This window comes from Myxacorys chilensis (assembly GCF_059505265.1).
The window spans coordinates 1-18,616 of sequence record NZ_JCACKG010000076.1 but is presented as its reverse complement, the minus strand read 5'-3'; the positions used below and the strand labels follow the sequence as shown (position 1 = coordinate 18,616).

General features: G+C 48.3%; 16 protein-coding genes. 6 read left to right on the top strand and 10 right to left on the bottom strand.

The annotated features are described in order from the left end of the window. Positions 1-236 precede the first annotated feature (236 nt). From AC5JLB_RS04625 to AC5JLB_RS04615, 3 genes are all read right to left on the bottom strand, one after another. Positions 237-1,895, bottom strand: a complete 1,659-nt coding sequence (locus tag AC5JLB_RS04625) for an alpha-amylase family glycosyl hydrolase (protein WP_495872679.1) — start codon at positions 1,893-1,895, stop codon at positions 237-239. A 228-nt stretch (positions 1,896-2,123) separates the two neighbouring features. Beyond that, complete coding sequence (locus tag AC5JLB_RS04620) at positions 2,124-4,538, bottom strand: HD family phosphohydrolase (protein ID WP_495872678.1); 2,415 nt, start codon at positions 4,536-4,538, stop codon at positions 2,124-2,126. A 297-nt stretch (positions 4,539-4,835) separates the two neighbouring features. Further along, positions 4,836-5,765: an ADP-ribosylglycohydrolase family protein gene (locus AC5JLB_RS04615; protein WP_495872677.1), complete on the bottom strand. Its 930-nt coding sequence runs from the start codon at positions 5,763-5,765 to the stop codon at positions 4,836-4,838. A 258-nt stretch (positions 5,766-6,023) separates the two neighbouring features. Between AC5JLB_RS04615 and AC5JLB_RS04610 the strand changes: the two genes are divergently transcribed. After that, entirely contained in the window at positions 6,024-6,680 is a 657-nt protein-coding gene (locus tag AC5JLB_RS04610; RefSeq protein WP_495872676.1) for a peptidoglycan-binding domain-containing protein, read from the top strand. A 480-nt stretch (positions 6,681-7,160) separates the two neighbouring features. Here AC5JLB_RS04610 and AC5JLB_RS04605 read toward each other — a convergent pair whose 3' ends face one another. The 4 genes from AC5JLB_RS04605 to sir all read right to left on the bottom strand — a co-directional run bounded on the left by AC5JLB_RS04605 (position 7,161) and on the right by sir (position 11,613). Next, positions 7,161-8,255, bottom strand: coding sequence for a tetratricopeptide repeat protein (locus AC5JLB_RS04605; RefSeq protein WP_495872675.1), 1,095 nt, complete (start codon positions 8,253-8,255; stop codon positions 7,161-7,163). Positions 8,256-8,396: 141 nt separating this feature from the next. Further along, positions 8,397-9,116 (bottom strand): 16S rRNA (uracil(1498)-N(3))-methyltransferase, encoded by a 720-nt coding sequence (locus AC5JLB_RS04600; RefSeq protein WP_495872674.1) that lies wholly within the window; start codon positions 9,114-9,116, stop codon positions 8,397-8,399. Between the two features lie 14 nt (positions 9,117-9,130). Continuing rightward, positions 9,131-9,769, bottom strand: a complete 639-nt coding sequence (locus tag AC5JLB_RS04595; RefSeq protein ID WP_495872673.1) for a Uma2 family endonuclease — start codon at positions 9,767-9,769, stop codon at positions 9,131-9,133. An 89-nt stretch (positions 9,770-9,858) separates the two neighbouring features. Beyond that, the gene (sir, locus tag AC5JLB_RS04590; protein ID WP_495872672.1) at positions 9,859-11,613 is read right to left on the bottom strand and encodes a sulfite reductase, ferredoxin dependent; all 1,755 of its coding nucleotides are present in this window, start codon (positions 11,611-11,613) and stop codon (positions 9,859-9,861) included. 309 nt (positions 11,614-11,922) lie between these two features. On the opposite strand from sir, the gene AC5JLB_RS04585 reads away from it, so the two are divergent. Further along, positions 11,923-12,690 carry a Uma2 family endonuclease gene (locus AC5JLB_RS04585; protein ID WP_495872671.1) on the top strand — a complete coding sequence of 256 codons (768 nt, stop codon included), beginning with the start codon at positions 11,923-11,925 and terminating at the stop codon, positions 12,688-12,690. Between the two features lie 53 nt (positions 12,691-12,743). Here AC5JLB_RS04585 and AC5JLB_RS04580 read toward each other — a convergent pair whose 3' ends face one another. Then, positions 12,744-13,019 carry a hypothetical protein gene (locus tag AC5JLB_RS04580; RefSeq protein WP_495872670.1) on the bottom strand — a complete coding sequence of 92 codons (276 nt, stop codon included), beginning with the start codon at positions 13,017-13,019 and terminating at the stop codon, positions 12,744-12,746. Positions 13,020-13,340: 321 nt separating this feature from the next. On the opposite strand from AC5JLB_RS04580, the gene AC5JLB_RS04575 reads away from it, so the two are divergent. From AC5JLB_RS04575 to AC5JLB_RS04565, 3 genes are all read left to right on the top strand, one after another. Then, the gene (locus AC5JLB_RS04575; RefSeq protein WP_495872669.1) at positions 13,341-13,595 is read left to right on the top strand and encodes a MoaD/ThiS family protein; all 255 of its coding nucleotides are present in this window, start codon (positions 13,341-13,343) and stop codon (positions 13,593-13,595) included. A 193-nt stretch (positions 13,596-13,788) separates the two neighbouring features. Then, on the top strand, positions 13,789-15,096 hold the full coding sequence (gene thrC, locus AC5JLB_RS04570; protein ID WP_495872668.1) for a threonine synthase: 1,308 nt from the start codon (positions 13,789-13,791) through the stop codon (positions 15,094-15,096). A 79-nt stretch (positions 15,097-15,175) separates the two neighbouring features. Next, positions 15,176-15,448, top strand: a complete 273-nt coding sequence (locus AC5JLB_RS04565; protein ID WP_495693003.1) for a MoaD/ThiS family protein — start codon at positions 15,176-15,178, stop codon at positions 15,446-15,448. A 358-nt stretch (positions 15,449-15,806) separates the two neighbouring features. On the opposite strand, the gene AC5JLB_RS04560 is transcribed toward AC5JLB_RS04565, so the two are convergent. Further along, positions 15,807-16,562 carry a class I SAM-dependent methyltransferase gene (locus AC5JLB_RS04560; RefSeq protein WP_495872667.1) on the bottom strand — a complete coding sequence of 252 codons (756 nt, stop codon included), beginning with the start codon at positions 16,560-16,562 and terminating at the stop codon, positions 15,807-15,809. Between the two features lie 186 nt (positions 16,563-16,748). Continuing rightward, positions 16,749-17,624, bottom strand: coding sequence for a PHP domain-containing protein (locus tag AC5JLB_RS04555; protein ID WP_495872666.1), 876 nt, complete (start codon positions 17,622-17,624; stop codon positions 16,749-16,751). 150 nt (positions 17,625-17,774) lie between these two features. Here AC5JLB_RS04555 and nei point away from each other — a divergent pair, with 150 nt between their 5' ends. Then, positions 17,775-18,596, top strand: a complete 822-nt coding sequence (nei, locus tag AC5JLB_RS04550) for an endonuclease VIII (protein WP_495872665.1) — start codon at positions 17,775-17,777, stop codon at positions 18,594-18,596. The last annotated feature ends 20 nt before the right edge of the window (positions 18,597-18,616 follow it).

Here is an 18,616-nt window from a genome sequence, read left to right as displayed (position 1 = left end):
GCATTGGCTCAACTTACAACTGATATTTTCATCCGCTTAGAGTGACCAAAGAGGGATAAGTGCGTGAATTCCAAAAACTACGTACAAAAATCTCCGCTTTCTTGAAGAAAGCGGAGATTTTTGTACAACAGAGGCAATTAATTTTGACTTAAAGTGGCAACAGATTCACTGAGTAGGAATAGATGAACCCACCTGTTCCTTTATATCCACTATTAAATCTGCTGCCAATCCGCGTCTTATTGCCAAACAAGCACCTTTGCTTCAAACGCACCTAGATCGGTCATCAAAGCATTGTCGTTCACCTCAACATCATAATTTCCCGTCCACTCGTGCCAGGTTCCATTCTCTGGAAAATCAGCCACGGTGTATCCCGCTAGGAACTGCTCCGAGAAATTTGCTACCACTACTACCCGCGAGCCTTCATCATTCCAACGCGTGTATGCCAGCACCTTCCCGTCTGGATTCTCGTGGAAGAACGTCACATTCTCGGTATAGAGCGCGTGATTTTCCTTCCGCAACGCAATCAGACCTTTGTAATACTCAAACAGTCCACGATTGAGTTCACCCCCCAACAACGTCCAATCGATTTTGGCTTGGTCTTGGGTTTTGTGCTTGTACTCGCCAAATTCTTCCCCCATCCAAATTAGAGGCACACCCACCGCTGTCATAAGGACAGCGGCTCCAAGCTTTGCGCGTTGAAAGGCAGGTTCATCTAGAATTTGGCGATCGCCCAACTCTGCCATCACATGATTGTGATCATGATTGGTCAGGTAGTTGACGACATTGGTTGCGCCCATGAAGCCCTGGCGTTTGCAATCGATCGCGTCTTTAAGCCGTTCTAAATCAAACGTCTCGCCCGTCATGTGTTCTAGCAAGCAGTGATAGAAGCTATCGTGCCAGCAACCGTCCATCGGGCCATCAATATTGGTAATGCTAGTAGTTTCGGGAATGTGTTCAGCAACGTTATAAAACGGTTTTTCACCCGCCGCTTCTTTGGCTTGTTGCACAATCCAATGCATAAAATCATAATTGGCAATTTGCCGAGCTGCATCGTAACGAATGCCGTCGAGATGAAATTCGGAAACCCAATAGCGAACGGTATCGCCAACAAAGCGACGAGCCGGAAAAGTATCTAAGTTCTCATCGTGGAATTCATAGTTAAATTCAGGTCCCCAGTTATTATCAGGATCGCGTGGCTCATGGTGATACCAATAGTCATGATCAATCTGCGTGAGCGGCGAAGAGGATTCAGAATGATTGTAAATTCCATCCATGATGACGCGGATACCGCGACCGTGGCATTCATCCACAAAGCGCTTCAAATCAGCGGTTTCGCCATAGCTCGATTCTGTCGCAAAAAAGTGACGCGGATTGTATCCCCAACTATAATCACCGGGGTACTCCTTGACTGGCATTAGCTCGATCGCATTCACACCCAACTCAGATAGATAATCGAGCTTTGCGATCGCATCTGCATAGCGTCCACGAACTTTAGGATCATCTTCACCGCCAGAAAAATCGGCGATGTGCATTTCGTAGATCACCAATTCGTGATCGGCAGGCAAAGGATGACCATCGTTTTTCCAAACGTAAGTATCAACGATGCGATCGCCATCTTTGATCAGGGCAATAGAATTTTCGCTTGCACTTTGACCATCAATGTTGGTCGCGTAGGGGTCTGTAACATCGACCCATTGATCGGCTTCAAAAAACCAGCTTTTCGACTGCACGCGAAATTTGTACTGGTAAGTCCCATCCTCTAAATCGACCGTTACTCGAAAATATCCATCTTTTCCCTTCTGCATTGGAATCTCCTGCCAATCGGAAAAAGAACCTACGATCGCAGCTCCCTTGTTGTAGGGAGCAAACAAGTTAAATTCGATAGGACTTGCCATAGAACCTTTGATAGTTTAATTTTTACTTAATACTCAGAGGAAATTACGTGTATTATCTGATGCAAGTATAGATTTATGTATCTAGCTTCAGACTCTGGCGAGACTAAATTTGTTTATCTCTTTAGATAGAGAGCAAGTTGGATAGAAAGCAAGTTAGATAGAAGTCAAAAAATTCCCCAGTGGGCAGCTAAAACTGCTAAATGCGACTAAATAGCACGCTCATCCTCTCTACAATTTGCAAGCCTTTGGATAAGCAATTCGCTGGTGATTAGACTGCTGCCACACTCGCACAAACACTTCAGCAATTTTAGACATATCTTCTCGAGTTAGCCCAGAATCGTCTAACTGACCGTCTTTCCAACGAGCCGCCAAAATTTTATTGATCATATTTAACGCCTCTTCGGGCGTCGCCTCTTTCAGCGATCGCAGTGCCGCTTCCGCCGAATCTGCTAACATCAGCAGTGCTGTTTCCCGTGACTGCGGCGCAGGCCCGTCGTAGCGAAAATCTGCTTCATTTACGGTAATGGTGTGATCGGCTTTTGCCCGTTCTTGGGCTTGGTGATAGAAGTACGCGATCGCCATCGTGCCTTGATGCTCAGGAATAAATGCTTGCACCGCTTTTGGCAACCGTGCCTTTCGCGCCATGACCAACCCCTCGGTCACGTGTTTTTTGATAATGCAGGCACTGCCCCACGGATCATTGATCAAATCGTGTTTGTTAATCCCGCCCATCTGATTTTCGATAAAACCGAGCGGATCATGCATCTTCCCGATGTCGTGATACAGCGTGCCTGCTCTGACCAGTTCGACATGACAGCCTAATTCACGGGCAGCTGCTTCTGCTAAATTCGCCACAAATAACGTATGTTGGAACGTTCCAGGCGTCTCGGCGGCAAGTCGTTTAAGCAACGGACGATTGGGATTGGCTAATTCGACCAATCGGATCGTCGTCACCAAATCAAACGCATGTTCCAAGTAGGGACTAATTCCGCTTGCCGCAATGCTCCATGCTAACCCCAGCAGTGCATAGACCACCGCCTGACGAATGAGACCGTACCACACGACGCCAGAAACCGCTCCGATCAGTAAATAGAGCGTGCCTTGAATCAATCCGATCGCTAACCCCAGCCATGCTAATTCTTCGCGCGATCTCATCCGTCTGCCGAAAATCGCCGCTACCAATCCTCCGGCGGCGCTAGGCAACCATTGACTCACGCCGATGGTCATTCCAAGCGGCATCAGCCCACTCAAAAACCCAACCAGAGGAACCGCTAATAACGGGCCGTAGAACGTACTCATCAACAGCGCGATCGCGGGTAGATTGGTTGCAGGAATGCCCAGTAGCACGAGTACTGGCGTACTGACCGTCATGAGCCAGACCAATCCATAATCACGAGGACGCAACCCTTCCGAATGGAGTCGCTGCTCAATCTGCCAGAACAAGACTACTGCTCCGCTCACGAGAAATCCAAAGCTGACCAAGCCGACCCAGTTTGTTTCTCGACGACTCAACTGGAAATAATCCAGGATTAAGAAATCTTGACGGCTAATCGGTTCTCCGACCTCTGCAATCACCTCGCCTCGATGCACAGAGATCTGTTCTAGCGGAACGTCTTGCGCCGCCTTTTCAGCTTGAACTCGCGATTGTTCTTCGTCTTTCGCTAAGTTGGGTTTCAAGGTTGTTAACAGAAGTTTGGCCGTGATCGCTTTTGTTTCTGGCGGCGTCGCAATCTCTAGATTCAAATTGATCGCGGCTTCTAACTGACTCGGGGGCAACCCCGGCGGAATGCCTTGCGTCAACATGCGATTGCTGATTTGAGTCACCTCATTCTGCATCTTCTGCCACGTTGGTTCTGGAATGTTCAGAACCGAAAAGTCATACACAGCTTGCATTGCTGGTGTTTGCAGCGTGTTGAGAGCCATGACATACTGCTGCCGCGCTTGAGTAATTTGGCTCACCAGCATTGAGAACGTCTTCTCAGTCGTGCGATATTGCTGTAACTCTGCGATCGCGCCTCGTTGAGCCGGATCGCTAAAGAGTGTGGCGTCTTTTTGAGCGGCAGGTTGCCTAGACAGGGCTAGAATCTGTTGCCATTCCGACTCTTCGGCACGGCGTAGGTATTTCTGAGTCGCTTCTGAAAGCAACTGCGTATCGGCAGGCAGCGTTCCTACTTGTTGTCTTAGCTGATTCCCCTTCGCTAAGACGGCCTGTAAATCCTGCCGAATCTGTTCAGTCGTTGCCGAATTTACCATCCAAACCGCCATTGCCTCGGTTCGAGCGGCTTTTCGTTTTTCTTCAGTCGCCTGTTTATCTTCTACTGTGGCATCGGCTGGCGCTTCAATCGTCTGAGGGGCAAATTTACCGACGCTAAGTTGAGGCTGATTGTAAAAGCCATAGCCCAAGGCACTCGTGAGGGATAAAGCGGCGAGGGTCAGCGCGATCGGCTCTGCCAATCTTTGAGGAATCATAGACGGGACGCCAGCTTTTCTCAATCGTTTGCGAAGCGTCTTCACCCGACTGAACGACGTGATAGAAACCAGTAAATGCTGTATTTGATCCATCAAAACGGCGCGATGCAGGTGTATACCGCAATCACTGCACACTTGTTGGAGTTGTCGAGTCAATAACCAAAAAGATCGCATAGTCGCAAACGTCTCACGTTAATGAATATTAGTCCGAATGGAAGTGATGACGCTAAGGCTAAGGCAGTAGAAATGGGTTGACTCCTTCAATGTTTTTTATAGATAACAAGTTTCTATAGAAAAAACAAATAAAGATAGAAAATGAAAATTGATGCGCTTCTTACATTCATTTCTGATATTAAGACTCCGCAACCAGAGGTCGGGTCTCAATTTTTTAACAATTCTCCAACACCACGTTCATTTTTAGTTTGCCGTTCGCTTCATTATAGAAACGGCGCTCAAAAAACGAGCTTTGTTTCAAGAATTGTGACCAACGCGAATCACATGGGGTGCAGCAACCAACGGCACTGCAGTCGAAGTAGCCCGCTTAAGGTCATGAACTCCAGACCACTGAGCCAAGAGTTGGGTTGCTAAGTGCAGCGTTGCTTGTTGAGTATCGCCTATGCTGAGTCGCCACTCAACGGGGATCCCAATCATACTGTTGTACGCTCCAGACATTGCTCCTGTGAGGCTACAGACGATCGGAGCTTCGTAGGCGGCTTGGGCTGCCCGCAAGACTGAAAGCCGAAAGTCTCCGATCGTGCTCAAGAAACAGTAGAGCGCGATCGCAACACATGCGTCTGAAGACCTTGTTGAATTAGCCTGAACCGCCAGAATTGAAGCTACGGCATCCTCTAAACCTACGGGTTGGGCCAACAGAGTTTGAACCTGCTGGAGTGTTTCTTTGGGAACGCGGGCCTCTGGGGCTAATCCCAGCATTGACCCTTGCTCAATTCCGCTCACCGCGACTATTTCAGGAATGCAAGTCGGTGCTTTCAGCGTTTCTAGCAGCGCTTGAGCAATGGTCTGTGCGATCGCGAGCAAATATGGCAACGACGGCTGCTCGGTTTGCCAAACCTTCAGCACCTCTTGCACATTTTGCCGAAGTTTCCGGGTGTCTTCGTGAAAAAACAGAAAGACGGGAAGAAGCACGATCGCGGCTTCGGCAGTGTTGAGCGGCATCTGAAAGATCGGATCAGACGGCTGCTCGACACGATGCGGCGTAATCAACGACTCGGCATAAAAGCGAGTTACAGGAATCAGCGATTGATGGGGCTTCATAGCGCCAACCTCTCTGGAGGCTGACGTTGCCAGATGGGATGTGGATGAAATTTGCTGCCCGATTGTTTCGCCGATCGCGGCTCCAAGCAAGGTTGCCTGAAACCGTTTGAGAAGCCCATACTGCATGATTGAAGCACTCTACCCTAACGGTTGTAGTTCAATCTTCGCCGATCTGATCGATTTCGCGGCTGCTCTTAACCAATAAAACTGCACCCCTAGACACTCAAATCAATACGGCAATCTCAATATATGGTAGTTTTTGTCTAATTTATTGGAATCGATGCGCTATATTTGGATTTTACCTCTATAATTGGGCGCATCCTAAATAGAGATCGCAACCCTAATCGGTTTCTCATGTTCTTCCATTGGCTGAGGTTAAATTAGATGGACTTCCCGCGAAAATTGCCCGCAACGTCTGTAGCTCGAAGACTTAATACTGCACCGAAACGCTTAGCGTGGCGGCGTTACAGTCTACTAGTCGGGGTACTCACCATCAGCTGTCTAGTGCCAACCATAGCGCTGAGTCAAACCGAAGGCGTGACGCGATCTCTACTAAGAGAAGGCAGCCAAGGAGCAGAGGTGACTGAGTTGCAATCGACTCTAAAGTTGCTCGGATTCTTTAACGGCAATGTAGATGGCGTGTTCGGAGATGGTACAGCAGACGCAGTGACGCGGTTTCAGCAAGCGGCTAGTCTAGATCAAGATGGCATTGTTGGGCAGGCAACCTGGGACAAACTGTTTCCGCCAACCTCTATTGGTGCGCTCCCGGCTCCATCTCAATTTCCGAATTCGTCAGTTCCAAATTCGCCAGCTCCAGCGGGTTCTGATTATCAACCTTATCCAATTCTGAGAAAGGGAGCGAGGGGTGCAGCAGTGATTGGCTTGCAGTCAAAACTAAGGGCGATTGGCGCGTTTAGTGGCGAGGTCGATGGAGTATTTGGAGATGAAACTCTATCGGCAGTAGAAGAAGCTCAGCGACGGTTTGAACTCGATCCGGATGGTATTGTTGGTCCCTCTACATGGGAGGCACTCCGCCGCTAGACCATAGCTAGACCATGAGCTTGTTAGCAGATCGTTGCAGCAGATAAACAGATATTAACTTTGGTGAAACAAGTGCGATCGCAGCCTAGCCGAATGCTACTTTAAATGCAGGCACACAGGAAGCCAACTTGCTTCTCAAACATTCTTAGATTAAGGCTTGTGCCTCCTGCTTTAATCAAATCGCAACGGTCGATTCTGGTAGTGACATCACTGATTCTTAGCGTTAGACAGTTCTTAACCTTACACTCCACATCCTGATCGCTTAGGAAAAAACGTCTAGCTAAAACTACAGTCTGAACAGACTGGAATATCACTACCCGATGAATTCTGTAGCGAAGTAGTCCACCTTAGTTAGTGATTGAACGTTACTTTTTGAACCAGCTACAATCCAACAAAACTACTGTTCTAAGGGTTCGCCGTATTGGTCGAACCCTTCAATAGTTTTTAGGCTCTTTGTTTTTTAGGATCCTCTACAAAAGCTTAGGTGCGACGAACGGCTGCAAGATTGCTGTAGAGATGAAACGCTGAATTCCAGAGGCTAATGTCTTGCCCAAATAGATGAATGTTGGACGGCAACTTTTGCAGCAATACTGGAAAATCGATTACTGTTTCTGCAAAGCTCGTGAATTCTGACCAAACGGGTTGGCTGGGCAATATCTGATTCAAAAACGAAGTTAAGCTATTCCAATGAATGCGATTGACAGCTTGATCTAGCTCAATCACGTTCTCTCCTAGAGCGGCAAACTCGATACCCTGATCAAAGTTGTACTTCCAATCACAAAGTCTCAGGATGCAGCCTCTTTCAGGTAAGTGGAGGTCACAGATGCGAGCGAAATCTTGAGTTTGCTCTTTGCGCTGACGCTGAACCCCTTCACGTGGGGTAATGTCCACCACCCGTTCATAGATGGGTAGCATTCCTTCCACGCGCTGACTGACTTCTGACCAGTCGAATTTGAGCGTGCCTAATTGCCCATGTTCGTTTTCGCACAGGGCAAGGGCGTGAGGCTCATATTCTTGAAAACTATGAACCTGAAATATTGATCGGGTTTGAATGTCAGTCACGGTTGCCCAAAAGCTAGGAATGTTTGCCGCTTGAAGTTGTTGTCCGTAGAGCCTCAGTTCTCCGATCGCGCCAATGCGATAGAGTTTCCAGCCTTTGTTTGGCAACTGCAAACGGGCCGTGTAGGCGTCGATCTTCATAATCTGACCAAATGCGATCGCGGCTTTTGATTTCGCCTCTGGGGGCATGGCTTCAAGCACCAGCATTCCTAGTTCAGCGTTCTTAGGATTAGCCGTTGCTTCTGCGATCGCGGCTTGATGCTTAGCTTGTTCTAGGTCATGAATTCGCTGAAGTGCTTGTCTGGTTTGAAGCGCAATTTTAGGATTGAGAACATCGCGCAAGACTTGCTGATAAATTTCTTTTGCGCCCTCCCAGTTTCCATACGTTTCATACAATCGACCGCGATAGAACTGTCCCCACGGATTTTGAGGAGACTCTTTTAGAAAAGTTTTCAGCAGTTGAGCCGCCGTTTTATAGTCTTGGCGATCGAAGGCAGTAGCGATTTGATCCAGCATGGGAAGGGATGAGGGATGAGGGATGAGGGATGAGGGGTTCTAGCGTCTCCCTATAACTTCAGCTTTCCCAAAAATCTTCCCTGTTTATTTCAGTTAATCTTATTCTTCATCCCTCATCCCTCATCCTTCATTCCTCATTCCTCATTCCTCATTCCTCATCCCTATTTCAACCGCTCCTGCGATCATAGACATGACCGCCACTGGCGCTGTCACGGCTCGAAGGATGCGCCGACCCAATGAAACAGGCTGGTAGTCGTGTGCGATCGCGCTCATTTCTTCCGCTTCTGTCCAGCCGCCTTCACAGCCGATGGCAACACAAGTTGAGCGAGCCGCAGACACGCACTGAAGCAGATGCGGTGGCGTTCCTCTTGCCAGACAAATCAAGCGTTGCTCTGCTTCGACTGTTTCTAACGCGGTTGCAAAAGATAGCGGATCGAGAATGGTTGGCACGAATTGCCGCTCAGATTGTTCGGCGGCTTCTTGAGCGATGCGACGCCAACGTTCTAGTTTGTTGGGGCTAGGATTGAGCAGCGTGCGATCGCTGATAATAGGCACAACACAGGTGACGCCCAATTCGGTGGCTTGCCGAATGACATCATCCAAACCAGTTTTGGGTAACGCTAACATCAACGTCACCGCGATCGAGAGTTCAGATTCAAAAACAACAGGTTCGGTCAGGGTGGCTCGATCGCCCTGCAATTGAGCGAACCAACTGTTGCCGTGTCCATCCATTGCAATGAAGCGATCGCCTGATTTTAATCTCAACACACGACTTAAATAATGCTGCTGTTCGGGTGTAAGAATGACGATCGAAGCATGTAATTGCGAGGCGGCGAACACTAGCCGTTGTAGCTGAGCCAAGCTTTTCTCCTGTCCTAAATCGAGTTCTGAATCAACATCTCAAATTCTTCAAGTGACTGACTAACGCCAACTTCTTTAGCGCGTTGTAAATATTGCGGAATGAGATCTGCGATCGCAATCTTAGGAAAAATTAAGCTCGATTGAGATTCAACGTATTGACCTTGATCCAAAATGTTGATTGACAACATTCCGCTACTGTAAATCCATAATTCTGGCACGCCTAACGCTTCATAAGCATTCCGTTCTGTTTTAGAGGTAACATCCGTTTTGATCGCTAAATCAGGCGGTGGATCAACCGATAGATCTATCCGATCCTTACCGATTACGGCTTGGTAATTTTGAATATAAAAGCAATCATCCGGTTCAATGCCTGCCGCCATTCCCTCGCGCTTAAATGTTGTAGAGCCAAGCGGCTCCCAGCGTCGCTTTTGCAACCGCAGCACGATTTTAACCAAATCTGAAATAGCGACTTTTGAGCGCTCATGTTCTGGCAAAGGAGCCATAATCTCTAGAATTCCATCTGCATAGGCAATACGTGACGATCGACGATCGCTAAGTTCATCCAAAATCTCTTCAAATCTCTGCCACGACACAGGCTGGAGCGTTACTTTCTGACCGGGCGCTAGCTGGAGGTTGATCGAAGTAGCAGTCATAAAAGCCACGGTTACGCTATTGCCATAATGCCAAAAAAGGGCGTTTGTAGACGCCCTCATTTATGCAGCAGAAACTGAAAGTTACATCACTAGGTTGAGGCGAATTGATGAATCGCATCAAGACCGACGCGATCGCAGAAATCGCCGAAGCTCTCACCCAATTGACGCTCTTTCTTGAAGTAGGTAAACACGGGCTCAAGCACCGTTTCTAGATCATCAATGTTCAATTTTTCTAGATACACTTTCGCCAATCGGGTCTGATTGGGAGCCGCACCCATCCACACTTGGTAAGTGTTCGGGCCGTTGCCAACAAGCCCTAGTTCTGCCAAATATGGACGCGCACACCCGTTTGGGCAACCCGTCATGCGTAGAAAGAAATGCTCATTCGGCAAGCCGACTTTATCCAAGAGCGATCGCACCCGAGCCAGAATGCTCGGACTGACGCGCTCCGCTTCGGTTGTTGCCAGTCCGCAGGTCGGCAGCGCAGGACATGCCATTGAATAGCGGGCTAACGGATCGATTTTGGTGGGACGAGCGATTTTCGCGCGATCGAGAATCGCTTGAATCTTGCTTTTATCTGCCGGATCAATATCAAACAGAATCACATCTTGGCTTGGCGTTAGCTTGAGCGGTAGATTAAATCGCTCAACGATTCGCTTTAGGGCGCTCTTGAGTTTGAAATCTCCTTCGTCTTTGATCCGACCGTTCTGGACCGCAAGTCCTAAGAACAGCTTTCCATCACCTTGCTGTTGCCAACCCAAAAAGTCAAGATATTTCCACTGAGGTAATGGCTTGGAAGGCGCAATCTTCTGACCAAAATACTCTTCAACCTTGGCGCGGAATTTCTCAACGCCCCACTCTTCGACGAGGTATTTCATGCGCGAGTGACGCCGATCGCTGCGATCGCCATAGTCACGCTGCGTGGCTACGATCGCTTTCACCAAATCATACACATCGGCTTTATCGACATATCCGATCGGATCAGCGAGGCGCGGAAAGGTTTCTTCTTTATTGTGAGTCCGCCCTAGACCACCACCTGCAAATACATTGAAGCCTTCAAGCTCACCTTGCTCGTTCGTCAACACCACAAGACTGAGGTCTTGCGAGAACAGATCGACCGAGTTATCGCCCGGAACCGTGACGCAAATTTTGAACTTGCGCGGCAGGTAGTGAGGGCCATAGATTGGTTCGATCGAACCCTCTATGTTGCTGCCGTTGATATCGCGCTTCCGTGCGGCAACGACTTCCGGATCTTCTTCTCCAGAAACGACTTTCTCTCCATCCAGCCAGATTTCGTAGTACGCACCCGACTGAGGCGTAAGCAAATCTGCAACGTTGTTGGCATAGGTGCGAGCGAGATCGTACTCCGGGCGATTGTGGTATGGTGCAGCCGGAGACATGACGTTACGGTTCACATCGCCGCACGCGGTCAAGGTCGATCCCATGTTGTGAACAATCTCGGCGATCGTTTGCTTCAAATTCTTCTTGAGAATGCCGTGAAGCTGAAACGCTTGCCGCGTCGTAATTCGCATCGTGTGGTTGCCGTACTGATCTGACAAGCGATCGAGCGTCAGATAAAGCTGCGGTGGCACAAACCCTCCGGGCGTGCGAGTTCTTAGCATCATCGAGTAGTCTTTTTCCTGCCCTCGGACACGGTTATCTCGATTGTCTTGCTGATAGGAGCCGTGAAACTTGAGCAGTTGAATGGAATCTTCTGTGAAGTGGGTCGTGTCGAGCAACACTTCAGATGCCATAGGCTCCCGCAGCAGATTACTGCGGTCTTTGATGCCTTCTACTTTAGAAAGCTTGCGGTCGATGGACGTCGGCTGTGAAGAAATAACCATGAATCTGCTGCGATCGCGTAAGGACAATACTTAGAGACAACAATTGGTAACGGGCCAAACTACCAGATTGCCCATTACCAAGACAAAACCTATTCCCGGTAAACCGGTCGGAATTATGATGAATGCCTTCAGTCTAACATTCGTTTCTTGTTGACCGAATATTCTTACAAAACATTTCAACGTTGTCATCCTTATTCTAAACCTGACATTCCTCATACGAAATTAAGACAAAAGAACGCTTTCAAGTTGAAATCAAATGTTCTAGTCTCAACCCATTAAAATGAAAGCACTTCAAAAAGGGTGAGAGCAATGGCAACTCAAACTCGTGTAGCAAAGCCGCTCAATGAACTCGTAATCACTTGGGAACCGTTGCCCAGCGATTTTGTGTTAGAGGATGTGGACAATGAAGGGCAGCCCCTCTTGGCTGGGGCGCTGCGAGAAAGTTTAGAACTGAATGGATTCATTCAGCCTCAGATGCTGATCGTTTCAAATTTTGGACTTTGTGCGACGGTAAATGATCAAATTGTGGTCAAAGCTCCTGACTGGCTTTACGTGCCTTCTGTGTCACCACTTGCAACGCCAAAAATTCGCAGAAGCTACACTCCGCACGCTGAAGGAGACGTGCCTGCGATCGTTATCGAGTTTTTATCAGAAACCGAGGGCGGAGAATATTCCTTCAAACGCACTTATCCGCCTGGAAAGTGGTTTTTCTACGAGCAGATTCTCAAAGTTCCGCTCTATGTCATCTTTGACCCGGAGGTGGGATTGCTGGAGTTTTATCAACTTCAGAACGATCGCTACGAACTGCAACTGCCAGATCCAAATGGTCGCCATTGGGTGGCGTCAATGAACTTATTTTTGGGCACTTGGCGCGGCACAAAAGAAGGGCTAACAGGCTACTGGCTACGCTGGTGGGACGCAACAGAACGGTGGCTCCCCTGGGCAGTAGAACAGATTGAGGAGGAACGTCAGCGTGCTGAGGAAGAACGCCAACGTGCTGAAGCAGAACGTCAGCAGAAAGAAAAGCTGATGGACTATTTAAGGTCACAGGGCGTTGACCCAAATGACTTTCTCTAAAATTAGCAAGCTGCGAAACTTAGGGGCGCAAATCGTAGAATTGCTTCTTTCAACTACTTTACCCAATCTGGACAGTCTGATTCTAATTGCCAGCCATAAGGATGAAAGCCACAAACTAGCATTGCCCGATTGCAGCGAGTGTACCCATAGCTAATGCCGTGATAGTTAGCGCAGCCTTGACAGGCGTGAGGGCGTGAGGGCGTGACTTCACTAAATCCCTGCTGCGATCGCAAAATCTGCTGATCACTCTGCTGACGATGCCAGTTCACATAGTCAGCCTTACGCAGTAAGTAATCAATCCGTCGGGACGGGCTTCTAGCTGCATCCATCGTCTTAGGATAAAGAAGGGACAATACTTATAGCGTACTCATCGTGCCCTAAAAAAGCTGTCACCCTAACGTCTGGTTTTTATGAAAAACTAGGAAGATATTTTCAGATTTTGATGCTGTTATTCAGAACCGTCAATCACAGTAACTGTCAATCACAGTAGTTGTTATTGGAAGGCATTGTCGTATTTAGGTTAGTCAAGATTTAGGCCAGTCAAATGCTGGCTCAGCAGTGTCTTCAATGAACAAAGTTTTCAAATCACGAACAGTAGCCTGTCATTTTTACTGTCGCCCTCATTTAAGTTTAAGTGCGTACCCAATTTTATGTCTGTCATCACAATCACAGTCAAACTGTTTGCCGCCTATCAAGACGCTTACGGTGTTCCGGAACTCCAGTTTGACCTTCCAGAAGGAAGCACAGTCGAGACAGTGTTCGATCACCTGATCCGCGATCGCCCCGAACTAGCTCAATGGCGCGATATCACTCGCTTTGGTGTCAATTTTCAGTTTGTCCAATCTGATACTGTTTTGCAGTCGGGAGACGAAGTGGTGTTGATTCCCCCAGTCAGCGGCGGGTGAAAAGAGGCGATCGCCTTGCTACAAAGATTCTCCCTTAGCAAACTCATATTAAAACCTATATCAAAAGCACCTTCGCTTTATGCTGAGTTAATCCCGACAAAATAAGTCGGCTTTGTTTGACTCAGTATTTTTGCCATGTTAGGATTCGGCAAAATCACAGAAACAAAGCGTTTGCAGGAAGGAATTTTCAGTCATGGCCCAGGCAACACAAGACAAGGCGACAAACAGCGCAACAACCGCATTTCAGGCACTCCAGTGTAAAGAGTGCGGTGCAGAGTACGAGCCGAAGGCGATCCACGTTTGCGAATTGTGTTTCGGCCCGCTGGAAGTGAAGTATGACTACGACTTCTTGCGGCGTACGGTGACGCGCGAAACGATTCAAGCGGGTCCTCACTCGATTTGGCGCTATCGTCCTTTCCTGCCTGTAACCAGCGAGAACCCGATCGATGTCGGAACGGGCATGACTCCTCTGCTACAAGCCAATCGTCTGGCTCGGCGGTTGGGGTTGAAGAAGCTTTACATCAAAAATGACGCGGTGAACATGCCGACCCTCAGTTTTAAGGATCGGGTTGTGTCAGTTGCGCTGACCCGCGCACGGGAGCTAGGCTTCACCACGGTGTCTTGTGCTAGTACTGGAAACTTGGCAAACTCAACAGCCGCGATCGCGGCTCATGCAGGTCTTGATTGTTGTGTGTTTATTCCGTCTGATCTGGAAGCGGGAAAGGTGTTGGGAACGCTGATTTACAATCCAACCCTAATGGCAGTTCACGGCAACTACGATCAGGTGAATCGCCTCTGTTCTGAAGTGGCAAACACTCACGGTTGGGGCTTTGTCAACATTAATTTGCGTCCTTACTATTCTGAAGGCTCTAAGACGCTGGGCTATGAAGTGATTGAGCAATTGGGCTGGCAGCTTCCCGATCACATCGTTGCACCGTTGGCGTCGGGTTCATTATTTACCAAGATCTACAAAGGATTCCAAGAGTTTGTCAAAGTTGGCTTAGTTGATGAAAAGCCCGTTCGGTTTAGCGGCGCACAGGCGGAAGGCTGCTCTCCGATTGCTCAAGCGTTTAGCGAAGGACGCGACTTTATTTCTCCAGTTAAGCCAAATACGATCGCGAAGTCTCTCGCCATTGGCAATCCGGCAGACGGAGTTTATGCGATCGATATTGCTCAAAAGACGAACGGCAATATTGAATCTGTCACCGATGCTGAGATTATCGACGCAATGAAGCTATTGGCTGAAACCGAAGGCATCTTTACCGAAACCGCAGGCGGAACCACGATCGCAACCCTCAAAAAACTGGTAGAAGCGGGCAAAATCAATCCTGATGAAACCACAGTCGTCTACATCACGGGTAATGGTCTGAAAACTCAGGAGGCCGTTCAGGGCTACATCGGTGAACCTTTGACCATTGAGCCAAAACTTGAGAGTTTCGAGCGTGCCTTAGAGCGATCGCGCACCTTAGACCGCCTAGAGTGGCAGCAAGTTTTAGTCTAGAGATGACGGGATGAAGAAATTTCTGGCGGCTTCATCCGGTATGATTCAATTTCTGTAATTCAATTCATTCCTCCTAGTTATGGTCAAAGTTCTGATTCCGACACCCCTTCAAAAGCTAACAAACGATCAAGCTGTTGTAGATTGCAACGGTAGCAACATTTCTGAGTTGCTAGAATCTCTAGAAAGCAGTTGCCCTGGTATTAAAGCGCGGTTGTGCGATGATCAAGGGAAACTCCGCCGCTTTGTGAACTTCTACGTCAACAGCGAAGACATTCGATTTCTTGAGAACGAGAACACTAAGCTGAATGACGGGGATGAAGTGAGTATCATTCCTGCGATCGCGGGCGGTTAGTCTGAGTTGTTTCCTGTCGAACCAAAAATCCCTCCATCTTTACTTCAAAAGTGGAGGGATTTTTGCTGGCTGTAGAACCACGGAGACCAAGGCGGGTTTGAGAAGCTTCTTCTAAGACAAGAGCCGGGAGGTATATAAAAGCAAATGCGGGCGGCATGTCCGCATTTGCCTGTACTAAAGATGTCATGAATAGGCGTGTGATCCCCTATTTCATCCAAGATTTCACTGTCAGTATAAGGGTTGGTAGGTTATGTGTAGGTTGTGTGAATTCGATACTCAAGTTTCCAGATTCGACCTTTTGACCAGTGAAGTCACCATGTCTGTTTTCTCTAACCTATATCCTCTATAACCGGAAAGGTCATTGGAGTAGATCGGCAATGAACACAGTTGTCTGGTACTTCAGAAATACTCGCCCTTGAGGGTCTGCGTAGCGATCGTACAGTCCCTTCAGGTCGTTCAGCAGTTTCTCATATGCCGCTCCCGCGCGAGGAACATAAGATCGGCTCTTTGCATTACCAATCAATCCTGCTAAATCATGAGCTTGTGTGATGGTAAATCTGTAGTCTTGCACGGTTGGAAAGAGTGGATGGTCGGGGAAGCTTTCAGCGCGATCGAGAGCGGGATGCTTGTCTGAAGCCTGGCGCATTAGTTCACCAAATTCGTTGGTAAACGGATCGCTGCGATCGCGACTATTCCACGCTAATGCTAACCGCCCAGATGGTTTAAGAATCCGATGAAATTCGGTCAGAGCCACTTCTGGATTAAACCAATGGAACGCCTGAAAACACGTTACTAAATTGACGGACTGATCCGTTAGGCCCGTTTGTTCTGCGGTTCCTGAGTGATACTCGACATTAAGATGAGGTTCGGCTGAAGCTTGCATGGCGACATTTGGCTCAATTGCCCAAACGCGGCAACCGCGCTCACCAAACAGGCGAGATGAAATTCCGGTTCCCGCGCCAATATCGGCCACGATTAATTGAGATGGATTTCCTAAACCAGAGAGAATTTGAGCGATCGCGTCAGGTGGGTAACTCGGACGATGGTTAACGTAGTCAGCCGCGCGATCGGAGAAGCGATTGAGTGGATCAAGCTGATGGAGAGGAGCCGTCATAGGGTGTGATGGCGGTTGCGTTCACTCTTATTGAACTATAAATCTACTTGAACCATAAACCTACAAAAAGCCCCCAGCCGCAAAGCCAGGGGTGAATCATCAGGGTGCATCTACCATTCCTCTATACCTGGAGAGGGAGGATGCGTCCGGAGAAATTATTCAGTTTTTTTGGCAAACATTCAAACCTTAAGGCAGCGCACCCGATGGCATCGCTGCTTGCAACGTGTCATGCAATGCTTCAGAAGAGCGCACGGCTGCCATTTTGATCGGCTCTAACAACGTTAACGGAACCTGCAAACGGTTGAGTCCACAGTATTCATCGCGTTTTGTCTCTCGATTGGGACCGTGATAGTCGCTGCCTCCAGTCATTAGTAAGCCATACTGGTTGCACAAAGTTTTCAGTTTATCGACCTGATATAGGGTGTGACTCGGATGATAGACTTCTACACCCATGAGTCCAGCGTCTACAAGCTCCGGCAGTATCGTTTCGACTCTACCTCCCCGAAACAGGTAGGGATGTGCCCAAACCGGCACTGCACCGCACGATCGCAGAAGTCCAATTCCTTCTGCTGTGCTAAATTTTTCGTACTGCACAAACGCAGGCTTGTCGTCGGCTAAGAAGCGATCGAAGGCATCCCGCGAGGACTCGACATACCCCGCTTTGACCATCATGGTGGCGATGTGTGGACGCCCAGGAGCCATGCCTTCCCCCATATCAGGCAATTCCAGCGGATAGCCTAGGTCAGCCAGCTTGTTTAGCATGGCTTGAGCGCGACGCTTACGCCCTTCTAGTCGTTGAGCCAAGGGCGGAATTAACTGTTCTCGATCGGGATAAAAGCCTAAAACGTGAAGCGATCGCTCGTTATACACGGTGCTGAGTTCTAGCCCCGGCACAATCTCTAATTCGGCAGGAGCGGCATTCAGCGCTTCATCCCAACCGGAAACTGTATCATGATCAGTAATTGCCAATGCCTTAACACCTGCTTTTACCGCCGCGTCTACCAACTCTGTTGGCGTTAACGTTCCATCGGAAAAGGTTGTGTGACAGTGAAGTTCTAACATGGGTATAGGCTAACGCAAATCGAAGGGTGAGAGATGAGGGATGAAATAGGATAATGATCTTGAGAGCGCTGATTTTGTGTAGGGTTCTCGTAATCGTCCTGCGTGGAAGTGGGGCAATGCTCTCTATTACATCCCTCACTCCTACTATTTATGCCCGAAGGTCCTGAAATTCGGTTGGCGGCAGACACGATCGCAATTGCACTCCTCGATCAACCCATCATAGACCTATTTTTTGCATTTGAGCATCTCAAACCTTATGCAGAAGAATTTGTGGGTGAGCGGGTAACGGCTGTAAAGACTCGCGGTAAGGGAATGCTAATGTGCTTCTCGAATCAGCTTTACATTTACAGCCACAATCAGCTTTACGGAAAATGGTTTGTGCGACGATCGCGCTCTTACCCTAAGACAAATCGGCAGCTTCGGCTTGCCATTCATACTGCTAAGAAATCGGCACTGCTATACAGCGCGTCAGATATTGAGGTCTTGCGGGAAGAAGATTTACCTCATCATTCATTTTTGCGTCGAATCGAAGTGGATGTGCTGGATCAAGCAGTGACGATTGAACAGCTTGAGTTGCGATTTTTGGAGAAGCGATTTTATCGGCGTCAGTTGCCGTCATTGCTCTTAGATCAGCATTTTTTAGGTGGATTGGGCAATTATCTTCGTAGCGAAATCTTGTTTGTTGCCAGGGTTTATCCGACATTGCGTCCGATTGATTGTTCTGTTGCACAAATTCGTGCGTTAGCATCAGCTGTTCTGTCTGTTAGTTATCAGTCTTATCAAACTAAAGGCATTACTAATAATTTAGAATTAGCATTGCAGTTAAAGTCAAAGGGATATAAACGAAGCGATTACCGTCACTATGTTTTTAATCGTGATGGTAGACCCTGTTTTGTTTGTGGCACTGCGATCGCAAAAGAAATTTTAGCGGGACGACGTGAAATGACACCCAAAAATCGGACAGGGAGCTAAGAGTAGTATCCTTGTTCAGT